Annotated in this window: 15 protein-coding genes; 2 read left to right on the forward strand and 13 right to left on the reverse strand. The window is 65.6% G+C overall.

Features of this window, described 5'->3' with window-relative positions; translation table 11 throughout:
• Position 1: 1 nt before the first annotated feature.
• From ACN5KJ_RS01855 to ACN5KJ_RS01915, 13 genes are all read right to left on the reverse strand, one after another.
• Complete coding sequence (locus ACN5KJ_RS01855) at positions 2–880, reverse strand: CheR family methyltransferase (protein ID WP_418591826.1); 879 nt, start codon at positions 878–880, stop codon at positions 2–4.
• A complete protein-coding gene (locus ACN5KJ_RS01860; RefSeq protein ID WP_418591827.1) occupies positions 877–1,344 on the reverse strand; it encodes a chemotaxis protein CheW in 468 nt (155 codons plus the stop codon). Before ACN5KJ_RS01860 ends, ACN5KJ_RS01855 begins: the two co-directional genes overlap by 4 nt.
• Positions 1,337–3,472, reverse strand: a complete 2,136-nt coding sequence (locus ACN5KJ_RS01865) for a chemotaxis protein CheA (protein ID WP_418591828.1) — start codon at positions 3,470–3,472, stop codon at positions 1,337–1,339. The genes ACN5KJ_RS01860 and ACN5KJ_RS01865 overlap by 8 nt, the downstream gene beginning before the upstream one ends.
• Positions 3,472–3,846 carry a response regulator gene (locus ACN5KJ_RS01870; RefSeq protein ID WP_418591829.1) on the reverse strand — a complete coding sequence of 125 codons (375 nt, stop codon included), beginning with the start codon at positions 3,844–3,846 and terminating at the stop codon, positions 3,472–3,474. The genes ACN5KJ_RS01865 and ACN5KJ_RS01870 overlap by 1 nt, the downstream gene beginning before the upstream one ends.
• Positions 3,843–4,064, reverse strand: coding sequence for a hypothetical protein (locus ACN5KJ_RS01875; RefSeq protein ID WP_347167324.1), 222 nt, complete (start codon positions 4,062–4,064; stop codon positions 3,843–3,845). Before ACN5KJ_RS01875 ends, ACN5KJ_RS01870 begins: the two co-directional genes overlap by 4 nt.
• A gap of 450 nt (positions 4,065–4,514) precedes the next feature.
• A complete protein-coding gene (locus ACN5KJ_RS01880; protein WP_418591830.1) occupies positions 4,515–6,713 on the reverse strand; it encodes a 3-hydroxyacyl-CoA dehydrogenase NAD-binding domain-containing protein in 2,199 nt (732 codons plus the stop codon).
• 51 nt (positions 6,714–6,764) lie between these two features.
• On the reverse strand, positions 6,765–7,976 hold the full coding sequence (locus tag ACN5KJ_RS01885; protein WP_418591831.1) for an acetyl-CoA C-acetyltransferase: 1,212 nt from the start codon (positions 7,974–7,976) through the stop codon (positions 6,765–6,767).
• A gap of 25 nt (positions 7,977–8,001) precedes the next feature.
• Positions 8,002–8,640, reverse strand: a complete 639-nt coding sequence (locus ACN5KJ_RS01890; protein WP_418591832.1) for a glutathione S-transferase family protein — start codon at positions 8,638–8,640, stop codon at positions 8,002–8,004.
• A 317-nt stretch (positions 8,641–8,957) separates the two neighbouring features.
• Complete coding sequence (locus ACN5KJ_RS01895) at positions 8,958–10,091, reverse strand: acyl-CoA dehydrogenase family protein (protein WP_418591833.1); 1,134 nt, start codon at positions 10,089–10,091, stop codon at positions 8,958–8,960.
• A gap of 15 nt (positions 10,092–10,106) precedes the next feature.
• The gene (locus ACN5KJ_RS01900; protein WP_206566185.1) at positions 10,107–10,319 is read right to left on the reverse strand and encodes a hypothetical protein; all 213 of its coding nucleotides are present in this window, start codon (positions 10,317–10,319) and stop codon (positions 10,107–10,109) included.
• 58 nt (positions 10,320–10,377) lie between these two features.
• Positions 10,378–12,159: an acyl-CoA dehydrogenase C-terminal domain-containing protein gene (locus ACN5KJ_RS01905; RefSeq protein WP_418591834.1), complete on the reverse strand. Its 1,782-nt coding sequence runs from the start codon at positions 12,157–12,159 to the stop codon at positions 10,378–10,380.
• Between the two features lie 40 nt (positions 12,160–12,199).
• Positions 12,200–12,601 (reverse strand): MerR family DNA-binding protein, encoded by a 402-nt coding sequence (locus tag ACN5KJ_RS01910; RefSeq protein WP_206566183.1) that lies wholly within the window; start codon positions 12,599–12,601, stop codon positions 12,200–12,202.
• Positions 12,602–12,827: 226 nt separating this feature from the next.
• Positions 12,828–13,199 (reverse strand): MerR family transcriptional regulator, encoded by a 372-nt coding sequence (locus tag ACN5KJ_RS01915; RefSeq protein WP_418591835.1) that lies wholly within the window; start codon positions 13,197–13,199, stop codon positions 12,828–12,830.
• A 111-nt stretch (positions 13,200–13,310) separates the two neighbouring features.
• On the opposite strand from ACN5KJ_RS01915, the gene ACN5KJ_RS01920 reads away from it, so the two are divergent.
• Both ACN5KJ_RS01920 and ACN5KJ_RS01925 read left to right on the forward strand, forming a co-directional pair.
• Positions 13,311–13,733, forward strand: coding sequence for a PaaI family thioesterase (locus tag ACN5KJ_RS01920; protein ID WP_418591836.1), 423 nt, complete (start codon positions 13,311–13,313; stop codon positions 13,731–13,733).
• Entirely contained in the window at positions 13,733–14,242 is a 510-nt protein-coding gene (locus ACN5KJ_RS01925) for a PaaI family thioesterase (protein ID WP_347167332.1), read from the forward strand. Before ACN5KJ_RS01920 ends, ACN5KJ_RS01925 begins: the two co-directional genes overlap by 1 nt.
• Positions 14,243–14,285: the final 43 nt, after the last annotated feature.

The raw sequence follows: 14,285 nt of genomic DNA on the forward strand, positions 1-14,285 counted from the left end.
CCTACTGTGCGCGCGTTCCCGAGGGGCCGGGCCTCTTTCGATAGCTCGTGATGCCGACGCCGGAGAGATCCTGTGTCGCGGGGCCGGTGATACGCTCGGAGTGCCCGATGAAGAGGTATCCGCCGGGTATCAGCATCTGGCAAAAGCGTTGCCACAGGTTCTGCTGTGTCTGCTGATTGAAGTAGATCGCGACATTCCGGCAAAAGATGACGTCGAAAGGCCCCTTGAACGGCCAGAGGTCCATCAGGTTCAGTTCCGCGAATGTGATCAGCTGGCGCAGCGGCTCGCCCATGGTGAGGCGCCCGCCGTCGCCGGATCTGCGGACCCATTTGGCCTGATAGGGGGCGGGAATGCCCGCGGCTTCCTCGCCGGGGTAACTGCCGGTGCGGGCCCTGTCGACGATCTGCGGATCTATGTCGGTTGCGAGGATGCGAAGGTCGAGGTTCGCGGCGTCGGGAAACTGGTCCAGCACGGACATTGCAATCGAGTAGGGCTCTTGACCGGAGGAACATCCGGCCGACCAGAGGCGTATGCGCTGGCCAGAACGCGCCCCCGCCGCAAGGGCAGGCAGGCATTCCGACGCCAGTGTTTCGAAGTGATGGGTCTCTCGAAAGAAGCTGGTGACATTCGTCGTCAAAGCCGAGATCAGTTCCTGCCGCTCGTCTGTCTCCTCCGGTTGCTCCAGCAACTTCAGGTAGTCCGGGAAACCGTTCAGATTTCGGGCTTTAAGGCGCTTAGACAGGCGGGAATAGACAAGGGGTTTCTTGCTTTCGGCCAGGTTCAGCCCGAACCGCTCCTGTGCAATTGCCGCTATCGCCCGGAAGTCCGCGTCGCTGAAGGCGATTTCTGTCGCTGCCGCATCCCTCGGAACCGATGTCATGGCGCGACGCCCTTGCCGGCCTCGAGGACGGAGTCGAGGTTGACGACCCGCACCATGGTCTCATCGACGGAAATCATGCCAAGGATGCTGTGGCGCGTCGACTCGGACTTGATGTCCGGGGTCTCCTGGATGGCGGTCTTCTCGACCGAAAGGATCTCGGAGACCGATTCCACCAGAAGGCCGATGGTCGTTCCGCCGACCGCCGCGACGATCACCACGTTGCGCTCGTTTGCGGGTGTTGCGCCCAGCCCAAAACGGGCGGCGAGATCGAAGATCGGGATCACCGCGCCGCGCAGGTTCATCACGCCCAGCACATCCCGGGGGGTATGGGGCAGGGCGGTGACCGGCGTCCACCGGCGGATTTCGCGGATCTGCGTGATTTCCAGGCAGAAGCTCTGACCGCCGGCCGAAAAGGTGATGAATTCGAACTGCGAGTCCGCTCGGACTTCTGCGGTCTCAGGCATGACGAAGCTCCATTCTGGTCTGCTGTACAATGAGGTCGGAGCCGGCGTTGTGGCCCAGCTTGATAAGCTCTTCCGGGTCGAGGATCAGGGCGATCTTGCCGTCGCCCAGAATGGTCGCCGCCGAGACGCCGGGAATGGCGGCATAGTTGCTTTCCAGACTTTTGATCACCACTTGCCGCTGGTCATGGATGGCGGTGACGCGCAGGGCGGTGAGGCCCTGGGCCTCGGTGCTGACCAGAAGCAGGATCCCGGTTCCCTTGCGGTCAGCCCCGTCAAGGCCAAGGCTGTCGGCGACGTCGACGATCGGCACGTAGGAGCCACGGACACTGACGACTTCGCTGTCGGTGCCGACGATGTGGATGTCCCTCGGAGTGGGGCGGATCGTCTCGAGGATCGAGGCAATCGGGATGACCATGGTTTCCTTCGCGACCGAGATCACGAAGCCGTCCATCACCGCCAGGGTCAGCGGCAAGATGATCGAGAACGTCGTTCCCCTGCCGGGGGTGGACTGAATGGACACCCGGCCCCCGAGCGCCTGCACGGCATTCTTGACCACGTCCATGCCCACGCCGCGCCCGGACAGGTTCGAGACTTGTCCGGCGGTTGAAAAACCCGGCAGGAACAGGAGGTTGTCGATCTCCGGGTCCGAGAGCTCTGCCTCGGGGGGCACCAGGTTCTTTTCGATTGCCTTGGCGAGGATGCGCTCGCGGTTGAGACCCGCCCCGTCGTCGGAGATTTCGATGAAGACGCTGCCCGAGCGGTGCGCGGCGGAGAGGCGGATGGTCCCGACCACATCCTTTCCGGCGGCCTCTCTGGCCTCGGGCCGTTCCAGCCCGTGATCCACGGCGTTCCGGATCATGTGGGTCAGCGGGTCCGCCAGCCGCTCGATCACCGTCTTGTCGACTTCGGTCGAGTCGCCGACGGTGACAAGCTTGGCCTTCTTCCCCGTTGCGTCCGAAGCTTCGCGCACAATCCGCGACATCCTCTGGAAGAGCGGTTTCACCGGTTGCGCCCGGATCGCCATGACGCCTTCCTGAATGTCCCGGGCCAGCAATTTGTAGGCTTCGAGTTCGTTGGTCAGATGCGCAACGGTCGGTAGGTCCAGTTCCTCGATCCGCTGCGAGATCATGGCCTGGTTGATGATCAGTTCGCCGACGGTGTTGATCATCCGGTCGACCCTGTCGAGGTCGACGCGCAGGGTCGGTTTCGGGCCGCGGCTTTCCCGGGCCGAAGCCTCCGGCGCCGTTGTTGCGCCCGGTGGGGCCGGCTTGACCTCGGTGGCCGCGGTATCCGTGCGCTGGGCGGGTGCCGGGGCCCGGTTCGGCGCGGAGGCCGGGGCGCTTCCTGCGACGGGCGACGGCGCCTCTGCGGGCGGGGCGGCTTCGCCTACGGAAACCGCCAACTGGCACAGGCCTTCGACGAATTCGAAGACCTCGTGAAGCGTGGTCTCGCTTTCGGTTGTGTTCAGCCACAGGGTCCAGCTGAGCACGGCATCCGACGGGTCGAAACTGTCGAAATCGGGGATTGCCGACACATCCGCCTCGACCCGGAGGTCGCCCAGTTCCGCGAGGGCGTCGAAGATGAGCAGCGGTTCATGGCCGTTGTCATAGAGCGCCCGGTCTGGTTTGAAGCGGATCGTGAACAGGCGGGTGCCGGGGGGCGCATCCGTCGCGACCGGGATGTCGATCATCGGGCCGTCGAAATCCAGCGTCAGGGCGTCGAAGCTGAAGTCTTCTTCGTCGCCGCCATCGCCGAGATAATCCTCCAACTCTTTGATCAGGCCGGTTTCCGCGCTGGGGTCGAGTTCGGTCTCGTCCCGGGCAGAGGTCACGAGGTCGGACAGCTGATCGCCGGAGCGGTGGAACAGGGCCATCAGCTTTTCGTCGACCGTCAGCTTGCGGTCCCGGACCATGTCCATGACGGTCTCGAATGTATGGGCGAAGGCCACCAGCCGGTCGAGCGCGAAGGCCCCGGCGCCGCCCTTGATGGAATGCACCGCGCGGAAGACGGCATTCACCACCTCCATGTCCTCCGGCGCGTCCTCCATCTGCGAAAGCCCTTCGACAAGCGCCTCCAGCAGTTCTTCGCATTCCTCGAAAAACGTATCCCTGATCGAGTTTCCAGACATCAGCCCATGTGCCCCGTCAATCTGCGCAGCACCGAGACCAGCGATGCATCGTCGAATGGTTTTACGATCCAGCCCGTCGCCCCGGCCTGGCGTGCGCGCGCCTTCAGGTCGTTCGAGCTTTCGGTGGTCAGGACCAGGATCGGCACGTTGGTTCTGTTCGGCCCGCTGCGCAGGGAATCGATGACCCCGAAGCCGTCCATCTTCGGCATGTTGATGTCGGTGATCACCACGTCCGGGTCGACATCGGGAAAGATGTCGACCCCCTCGACCCCGTCGCAGGCAGAGTGGACTTCGAACCCCGCGCCTTCCAGCGAGACGCGCAGCAGGTTGCGGATGGTGCGGGAATCGTCGATGGCCAGAACCTTCGTGGTCATTGCGACGCCTCCTTGTCGAAATGGTCCCGGGGCAGGCCGAGCCGCGCCAGGCCCTCGCGGAAACCGGGCGCCATGTCGATAAGGTCGAACCCGACGGCGTCCCGCACCCATTGCTTCTGCGCGACCAGCAAGAGTTGCAGGCGATGAGAATCGATCCGCGGCACGTCGCGTGCGGAAATCGTGACGGGGGATTTGCGGGCGTTCAGCAGGAAGGCCACGAGCGGATCTTCCCCGGAGCGGGCCCGTGCGGCCCCTAAGGCGTGAAAATTGACATCTGGCATCGTGAAGCAGGATCCCTCGTGGCGCGCGCCGCGTCTGAACTCGGCATGACTGACGCTCAGCAGGAATACGCACGCTGTCTTAACAAACGGTTCTGAAAGATCGGCTTTACGCGGATTGCCTGCGCCAGAGGTCGCATCGGGCGCGCGGGACCGCCGGCGTGGGGCTGGCGGTGCCCGTATTAAATCATGTGCAATCAGTCTGTTGCGCTGCTCTTCCGCGACGGCGGCGCATGTGCTGCCGAAGCGGCGACAATTGTGTGTATCGGCTGCAGCGCCGGGAGGGTGGGCGGGGCCAGCCGGAAAAGCCGGGCTGCGCGACGCGTATCGGATCGGCGCCCCGCTTGGATGGTGCAATGAAAAAGGGGCGGCCGGAGCCGCCCCTGATCCTCAGGCCGCCTGCGCGCCCTCTGTGCCGAAGCGTCCGTAGAAGCTCTGGTTCTTCGCGGCCATCTCGCGCAGCACCTCGGGGCAGGCAAAGCGGGGGCCATGCGCCTCGGTCAGCTGGTCGCACCGTTCCACCGCATAGGGTGCGCCGATCATGTCCAGCCAGGACAGCGGGCCGCCCGACCACGGCGCGAAGCCCCAGCCGAGGATCGCGCCCACGTCACCCTCGCGGATGTCCATCAGCACGCCTTCCTCCAGCGCGCGCACCGCCTCCAGCGACTGCACGAAGAGCAGGCGGTGCTGCACCTCGATCAGCTCGGGCTGGTCGTCGGCCTGCGGGTACTGCCGGGCCACCGCCGAGGACAGCCCCGTCCGCTTGCCCTTCTCGTCGTAGTCGTAGAAGCCCTTGCCCGCCTTGCGGCCAAGACGACCTTCGCCTTCCATCCAGAAGATCACCTCGTCGACCTCGCCATCGGGGTAGGCATCCCCCATGGCCGCCTTGGTCGCCCGCGCGATCTTGGCGCCAAGGTCGATCGAGGTCTCGTCCACCAGTTGCAGCGGGCCCAGCGGCATCCCCACCAGCTTCGCGGCATTCTCGATCAGGGCAGGGGAGACACCTTCCTTCACCATCCGGATACCCTCGTTGATATAGGGGATGATGCAGCGGTTGGCGTAGAAGAAGCGCGCGTCGTTCACGACGATGGGCGTCTTGCGGATCTGGCGCACGAAGTCGAGCGCCTTGGCCACGGCCCGGTCACCGGTCTCCTTGCCCCGGATGATCTCGACCAGCATCATCTTCTCGACCGGCGAGAAGAAGTGGATGCCGATGAACTGCTCGGGGTTCTTGGACGCCTTCGCCAACTCGGTGATCGGCAGGGTCGAGGTGTTGGTGGCAAAGATGCAGTCGGCGTTGGTCACCGCATCGACGGCCTTCGTCACCTCGGCCTTGATCTTGGGATCCTCGAAGACCGCCTCGACGATCAGGTCGGCATCGGCCAGCGCGGCATAGTCGGTGGTCGCGGTGATGCGGGCCACCATCTCGTCGGCCTTGTCCTGCGTGATCTTCTTGCGCGAGACACCCTTGGCCGCGTAATCGGCGGCATGGGCCTTGCCGCGATCCGCGGCCTCCTGCTTCTGGTCGATCAGAACGACCTCGATCCCCGCCTGGGCCGAGACCAGCGCGATGCCCGCGCCCATCATGCCCGCGCCCAGCACGCCGACCTTCTTGACCCGCTGGTCCGGCACGTCGGGCCGGTTCGCGCCCTTCTCCAGCGCTTCCTTGTTGATGAAGAGAGAGCGGATCATCGCCCCCGAAGAGGGGTTCATCAGCACATTGGTGAACCAGCGCGCCTCGATCTTCAGCGCCGTGTCGAAGGGCACCAGAGCGCCTTCGTAGACCGCCGAAAGCAGGGCCTTGGCTGCCGGGTAGACGCCCTTGGTCTTGCCGTTGACCATGGCAGAGGCGCCGACGAAGGTCATGAACCCCGCCGGGTGGTAGGGCGCGCCGCCGGGCATCTTGTAGCCCTTGGCGTCCCAGGGCTTGAGGATATCGGCATCCTTGGCCGCCAGTACCCAGGCCTTCGCCGCCGCCAGCGGATCCTCGACCACCTCATCGATGACGCCCGCGCGCATCGCGCCCTTGGGATCGTTCAGCTTGCCCTCCAGCAGCAGCGGAGAGGCCGCCATGGCGCCCATCTTGCGCACCAGCCGGGTGGTGCCACCCATGCCCGGGAAGATGCCGACCATGATCTCGGGCAGGCCGATCTTGGCCTTGGGGTTGTCGGCAACAAAGATGCGGTGGCAGGCAAGCGGGATCTCCAGCCCGATGCCAAGTGCGGTGCCCGGAAGCGCCGCCGCCACGGGCTTGCCGCCCTTGTTGGTCTTGGGGTCCATGCCCGCGCGCTCCAGCTTGCGCAGGATGCCATGGGCATTCATGATCCCTTCGAAGAGGCCGCGCGCCGGATCGTCGCCCGCGCTTTCCTTCATCTTGGCGATCACGTTCAGGTCCATCCCGCCGGCAAACGAGTCCTTGCCGGAGGTGATGACGATGCCCTTGACGGTGTCATCCGCCAGCGCCTCGTCGAACAGGCTGTCGAGCAGCGGCCATGCCTCCATCGACATGACGTTCATCGACTTGCCCTTGACGTCCCAGGTGATCACCGCGACGCCATCGGCGTCCTTTTCCATGGTGAAATCGGTCATGTGTGTCTTCCCTTGTTCTGCGGCGCGGCCCGCCGGGGGCCGCGAAATGGCTCAGACGCGCTCGATGATCGTGGCGGCACCCATGCCGCTGGCGATGCAGAGCGTGGCGAGGCCGGTGCCCTTGCCGCTGCGCTCCAGCTCGTCGAGCAGGGTGCCGATGATGATCGCGCCGGTCGCCCCCAGCGGGTGCCCCATGGCGATGGATCCGCCGTTCACGTTGACCCTGGAATGGTCCACGTCGAAGGCCTGCATGAAGCGCAGAACGACCGAAGAAAACGCCTCGTTGACCTCGAAGAGGTCGATGTCGCCGATGGCCATGCCGCTGTCGGCGAGGATCTTCTCTGTCGCCGGAACCGGCCCGGTCAGCATGATCGTCGGATCGGTGCCGATCTTGGCGGTGGCGCGGATGCGGGCGCGGGGCTTCAGCCCATGCGCCTCGCCGAAGGCCTTGGAGCCGATCAGCAGCGCCGCCGCGCCGTCCACGATGCCCGAGGAGTTGCCGGCGTGGTGGATGTGCTCGATGCGCTCGAGATGCGGGTACTTCATCAGTGCGACCTTGTCGAAGCCGGGCATGGTCTCGCCCATGTCCTTGAACGAGGGCTTGAGCGCTCCAAGGCTCTGCATGTCGGTGCCCGGGCGCATGAATTCGTCGCGGTCGAGGATCGGCAGGCCGTTCTGGTCGCGGATCGTCACGATGGACTTGGCGAAACGGTCGTCCGCCCAGGCGGCGGCGGCGCGCTTCTGGCTTTCGACGGCCAGCGCGTCCGCGTCGTCGCGGCTGAAGCCGTATTCGGTGGCGATGATGTCGGCGCTGATGCCCTGCGGCACGAAATAGCGCTCCATGGCGATCGAGGGATCGACGGCGATGGCGGCGCCGTCAGAACCCATGGCGACGCGGCCCATCATCTCGACCCCGCCCGCGATATAGGCCTCGCCGGCGCCGCCCTTCACCTGGTTGGCGGCGAGGTTCACCGCCTCCATGCCCGAGGCGCAGAAGCGGTTGATCGCCAGCCCCGGAATGCGCTCGTCGAGGTCGGATGCCAGCACGGCAGAGCGCGCAAGGCAGCCGCCCTGTTCGCCGACCTGTGTGACATTGCCCCAGATCACGTCCTCGACGGCGTGGCCCTCGAGCCCGTTGCGCTCTTTCACCGCGTTCAGGATCTGCGCCGACAGCCGCAGCGAGGTGACCTCGTGCAGGCTGCCGTCCTTGCGGCCCTTGCCGCGCGGGCTGCGCAGGGCGTCGTAGATATAGGCGTCGGTCATGGGTGACTCCTTTGGTCTTTTGGTCTCAGGCCCGGTCGGCGGGCGAGCCGGGCATCAGGTCATAGGGGGCCTTCCAGCCGTCGAGGCCCTGGATGTTGGACAGCCAGCGGTCGATCTCGGGGAAGGCCTTGCGGTCGAAGCCGAAGGGCTCGGGGTAGTAGAGGTAGCCGCAGCAGGTCAGGTCGGCATTGGTGGGCGCCGCGCCGACGATCCAGTCGCGGCCCTTCAGATGGGCGTCGAGGATGCCGTAGGTGGATTTCAGCCGTGCCTGCATGAAGGCGATGACCTCGGTCGGGCGCTTTTCCTCGGGGAGGAAGTTCATCAGGAAGCGGCAGGGCCCGGCCATGCCGGAAAGTTTCTGGTTGTCCCAGATCACCCAGCGCAGTACCTCCAGCGTCTCGGAGGCATCCTTGCCGCCGAAATGGCCATAGGTGTCCGAAAGGTACTGCTGGATCACGCCGGATTGGCTGAGGCGGGTATCGCCGTCCACCAGCACCGGGCATTCGCCCATCTCGTTGATGTCGCGGCGGAAACCCTCGGAGCGCGTCTCGCCACCGAAGAAGTCCACCTTAACCGGCGCCCAGTCCAGACCGGCCAGCTGCAGTGCCAGCGCCGCCTTGTAGGAATGCCCGGATTCCCCGAAGCAGTAGAGTTTCATCGTCATGCGCTCTCCCTTCCGTCGGCGCTTGCGGTCACTGCGGGAGCGGGGGCTTCGCGCCCCCGCACCCCCGCGAGGGCATTTGGACCAAGAAGAAACATCGGTCGGTCCTGGTAACCGGGCGTTAAGGTTATTGGGTGCATGGTGTCTGCGCGGTACAGGCTGAGGAGCCGATGACCGCCCAAGGAGAAGCCCCGGGACTGGGCAAAGGCCCGGGCATGGCAGGAAGGTCGATTGCTGCCCGAAGGCTGGGCTCGATACGCGACCTTCCTGTTTCTTCTTGGTCCAAATACCTCAATGCGACCTCTCCCCGCGCGGTCCGTTCACAGAGCACGCGCAATCAACTCCTTCATGATCTCGTTGGTACCGCCGTAGATGCGCTGCACCCTTGCGTCGGCCCACATCTCGCCGACCGCGTATTCCGTCATGTAGCCGTAGCCGCCATGCAGTTGCAGGCAGGCATCCAGGACCTCTCCCTGCGTGTCGGTCAGCCAGTATTTCGCCATGGCCGCCTTTTCGACGGTCAGGGCTCCGGCGAGGTGTTCGGCGATGCAGGAGTCGAGGAAGGCGCGGGCGACGGTGGTCTTGGTCCGGCATTCGGCCAGCACGAAGCGGGTGTTCTGGAATTGCGTCAGCGGGCCGCCGAAGGCCTCGCGTTCCTTGCAATAGGCCACGGTGCGCGCAACCGCGCCTTCCATCGCGCCGACGGCGCCGCAGCCGATGATCAGCCGTTCCTGCGGAAGCTGCTGCATCATCTGGTAGAAGCCCTGGCCCTCGGCCTCGCCGAGGATGTTCTCGGGCGGGATCGCGACGTTGTCGAAGAAGAGTTCCGAGGTGTCGGCGGCGTGGCAGCCGATCTTGTCGAGGTTGCGCCCGCGGGTGAAGCCCTCGGCCCCGTCGGTCTCGACCGCCACCAGGGACACCCCTTTGGAGCCTGCCGAGGGATCGGTCTTGGCCGCCACAAGGATCAGGTTGGCGTGCTGGCCGTTGGTGATGAAGGTCTTCTGGCCCGACAGCCGGTAGCCGTTGCCGTCCTTCACCGCCCTGGTCCGGATCGCCTGCACGTCCGAGCCGGTCGAGGGTTCGGTCATCGCCAGCGCGCCCACCAGTTCGCCGGTGACCATCCTCGGCAGCCAGCGCCGTTTCTGGTCTTCGGTGCCATAGGCCAGCACGTAATGCGCCACGATGCCCGAGTGGATGCCATGCCCCCAAGAGGCGAGGTTGGCGCGGGCGGCCTCCGTCAGGATCACCGCCTCGTGGCCGAAATCGCCGCCGGCGCCGCCGTATTCCTCCGGCACCGAGGGGCACAAGAGCCCCAGTTCCCCGGCCTGCGCCCATGTCGCGCGGTCCATCTGGCCCGCCCTGCGCCAGCGCTCGAACTCGGGCGCCCATTCGGTTTCGATGAACCGGGCACACATCTCGCCCAGCATCGCGTGTTCCTCCGTCATCCAGCCCATGGGACCGGCTCCTCCCTACCGCTTGCGCGCCTCCAGTTCGGCGTTGAACAGGCGCAACCTGTGCGACAGCGCGTCCTCGTCCGTCACGCTGTCGAAATGTTCGAACAGAAACGAGAGCGCCTCGCCCTCGTCCAGTCCGGCGTCATGCGCGAACCGTTTGAGACCACGGTAGCCGTCTTCGGTCATGGCGACAGGAAAACGCCGCGTCAGACGAAACCGTTTGGGCATGGAGCACTCCTTCTGGCATGGGGCAGGGTGGGTCCGAAGACCCACCGCCACCTTCGCCTCAGAACGCCTCGGCCTCAAGCGCCATCACGGTTTCGGCCCCGGACTGGATGCGCGCCAGATGCGTCGCGGTCATCGGCAGCTGCCGCGCCATGTAATAGCGCCCGGTCGCCAGCTTGGTCCGGTAGAAAGCGGCGTCGCCTTCGCCGGCGGCCAGCTTTTCCTGCGCTGTCAGGCCCATGCGCGCCCACATCAGGCCAAGGCAGACGTGGCCGAAGAGGTGCATGAAGTCGTAGGACCCCGCCAGCGCCTCGTTCGGGTTCTTCATGCCGTTCTGCATGAAGAACATCCCCGCCGCCTGAAGGTCTTTGGAGGCGGCCTTGAGCGGCTCGAGGAAGTCGCGGTCGAAGGCTTCGTCCTTGCCCTTGTTCTCCGAGGCGAAACCCTTGACCATCTCGAAGAAGCCCATGACGTGCTTGCCGCCGTCCTGCGCCAGCTTGCGGCCCACGAGGTCCAGCGCCTGCACGCCGTTGGTGCCCTCGTAGATCATGGTGATCCGGGCATCGCGGACGAACTGCTCCAGCCCCCATTCGCGGGTGAAGCCCGAGCCGCCCAGCGTCTGCTGCGCCAGCACCGTGGTCTCGAAGCCCTTGTCGGTCAGGAAGCCCTTGATCACCGGCGTCAGCAGAGAGATCAGCCCTTCGGCTTTGGTATCCTGCGCCCGGTGGGCCTGATCGATCAGCGAGGCGCCCCAGAGGGTGAAGGCCCGCGCGCCTTCGACAAAGGCCTTCTGGTCCATCAGGTTGCGGCGCACGTCGGGGTGCACGATGATCGGATCGGCGGCGCCCTCGGGGTTCTCGGCCCCGGTCACCGCGCGGCCCTGCACCCGGTCCTTGGCGAAGGCCAGCGCGTTCTGGTAGGCCACCGCGCCCTGCGCGTAGCCCTGAAGCCCCACACCCAGACGCGCCTCGTTCATCATGGTGAACATGGCGCGCATGCCCTTGTGCGGCTCTCCCACAAGGAAGCCGGTCGCGCCGTCGTAGTTCATCACGCAGGTGGCATTGCCGTGAATGCCCATCTTCTTTTCCAGCCCGCCGCAGGACAGCGCGTTGCGGTCACCCAGAGAGCCATCCTCGTTCACCATGAACTTGGGCACGATGAAAAGGCTGATGCCCTTCACGCCATCGGGGGCGTCCGGCAGCTTGGCCAGCACGAGGTGGATGATATTGTCGACCATGTCGTGCTCGCCGGCCGAGATCCAGATCTTCTGGCCGGTGATCTTGTAGCTGCCGTCTTCCGCCGGCACCGCCTTGGTGCGGATCAGCCCGAGGTCGGTGCCGCAATGCGGTTCGGTCAGGTTCATGGTGCCGCCCCACTCGCAGCTGACCATCTTGGGCAGGTACATCGCCTTCTGGTCGTCAGAGCCATGGGCGTGGATGGCATTGTAGGCGCCGTGGGTCAGGCCCTGGTACATGTTGAAGGCCATGTTGGCCGAGGAAAACATCTCGCCCACCGCCGTGGCGACCACGTAGGGCAGGCCCTGTCCGCCGTATTCGGGGTCGCAGTCCAGCGCCGTCCAGCCGCCCTCGCGCACCTGGTCGAAGGCCGCCTTGAAGCCCTTGGGCGTGCGCACCACGCCGTTCTCCAGCGTGCAGCCCTGTTCGTCCCCGACGGGGTTCAGCGGCGCCAGCACGTTCTCGGCCAGCTTGGCGGCTTCGCCGAGGATCGCGTCCAGCGTGTCGCGGTCCAGGTCCCCGTAGCCGGGAACCTCGCTGGCGCCGATCCTCAGCACCTCGTCCAGAACGAAAAGCTGGTCCTCTGTGGGGGCGGTATAGATGGGCATGGCGTCTCCTCTCTCCCTGAGACAGGCCGCCGCGCCTGTGCTATTCGGCGGCCTTCCGGTTCTTCATCGAGGACAGCATCCGCTCTCCCCAGGTCATCTGTTCCTCCAACTCGGCGATGGCCGAGTCGAGGTCGGTGCGCTGCGCCTTCAGGTCGGTCAGCCGCTGCTGAGCCACCTCGTAGGCCGCCGCAATCTGGGTCTGCTGCTCGTCGCCGACATCGTAGAGGTCAAGCAACTGCCGGATCTCCTCAAGGCTGAATCCGAAACGCTTGCCGCGCAGGATCAGCTTCAGGCGGGCCCGGTCGCGCCGCGTGAACAGGCGTTTCTGCCCTTCGCGGATCGGGAACAGCAGCTCCTTCTGCTCGTAGAACCGCAGCGTGCGCGGCGTCACCTCGAAGGCGTCGCACATCTCGCGGATCGTCATCAGTTTCTCGTCACTCATTATGCAGTCCTCGTGCCGGTCCGTAGCTGAGCGCCCGATCTGAGGGTTGCGCTGCCATCCTACAATGGGAAAATGGGGTGACGTAACTTGTACGTCACGTAACTTTCCTCCTGACGTAGGATCAGGCAACGTAAACCAATATCGGGCGAAAGTTTGTTTCAAAGCGCATTGACAGATATAGGGATCCAACGTCAACCCGGCCACTGCAACAGCAGGCTTTCGCCGATCAGGACGGCAGGGATCCGGCGGTTTCATCGCGCAGCGCCTGCAGCTCGGCCATGGCCTCTTCCAGCTGCGCCTTCTGCTCGGCCAACTCGCCAAGCTGCCTGTCGGCCATGCCGACCCATGCGCGCATCTGCGCCTCGGTGCCGTCCTTCTCGTAGATCAGCAGCCACTGGCGGATGTCCTCCAGCTGAAAGCCGAAGCGCCGCCCGCGCAGGATCAGGGTCATCCGCGCCACCTCGCGGGGGCCGTAGAACCGCGACCGTCCTTCGCGTTCCGGTTGCAGAAGCTCGATGTACTCGTAGTACCGCAACGTCCGCGGCGTCACCTCGAAGCGCGCGCACATATCCTTGAAACTCAGGCGGCTGGCCGTCATTGCTGTTCCTCGTCCTCCCGGACGGCAGGGTATCCCCGCGATCCGGGGCTGACAACCGCTTGCGCGGGGGGCGGGGGGCTTTCATAGTCGGGCCGACTCGAAAGGATCGTCATGACCGCCGACAAGACCGCCATCGCCCGCCAGTTCATCGAGATGATTCCCCATACCCGCGCCCTGAACATGGCGGTGACAGAGATCGGCGACGGGCTGGCGCAGATCCAGATGCCCTATGATGCCCGCTTTGTCGGCGACCCGGAAACCGGGGTGATCCACGGCGGCGCGGTCTCGGCGCTGATGGACACCTGTGGCGGGGCGGCGGTCATGAGCCACCCGAAATCGCCCGCCGGAACCGCGACGATCAACCTGCGCATCGACTACATGCGCCCGGCGACCCCGGGCCAGACCATCGTGGCACGGGCCGAATGCTACCACATCACCCGCTCCGTGGCCTTCGTGCGCGCCACCGCCTGCGACGACGACGCGGCGCACCCGCTGGCCACCGCCACCGGCGCCTTCACGGTCGAGGGCGCGTGATGGCCCGCCCGACCCCCGAACCCGTGCAGGTGGTCAAGCAGCGCCGCGATGCCGCGCTCTCGGCGCTGGTCAGCGGGGTGCCCTACATCCAGTACCTCGGCGTGAGCTTCGACCGCAGGGGCGACGAGCTGACCGCGGTGCTGCCCTTCGACAACAAGCTGATCGGCAACCCGCAGCTTCCGGCGATCCACGGCGGCGTCACGGCGGCCTTCCTCGAGATCACGGCGATGATTACCCTGAACTGGACATGGCTCTGGTCCGACATCGAAACCGGCGCGCTGGACCCCTCTGCGCTGAGCGGGGGCAAACTGCCGCGCCTGCCCAAGACCATCGACTTCACCGTGGACTACCTGCGCTCGGGCCTGCCGCGCGACGCCTATGGCCGCGCCCGGGTGACTCGGCTGGGGCGCCGCTACGCCTCGGTGCAGGCCGAAGCCTGGCAGGACAACCGCGACCGCCCCATGGCACAGGCCACCGCGCATTTCCTGATGCCGCGCTCGGGCGCCTGACCCGCCCGGCAACATCCGGCAAGGCGCGGCACAGCCGCAACCC

Source organism: Ponticoccus sp. (in: a-proteobacteria), from assembly GCF_048381735.1.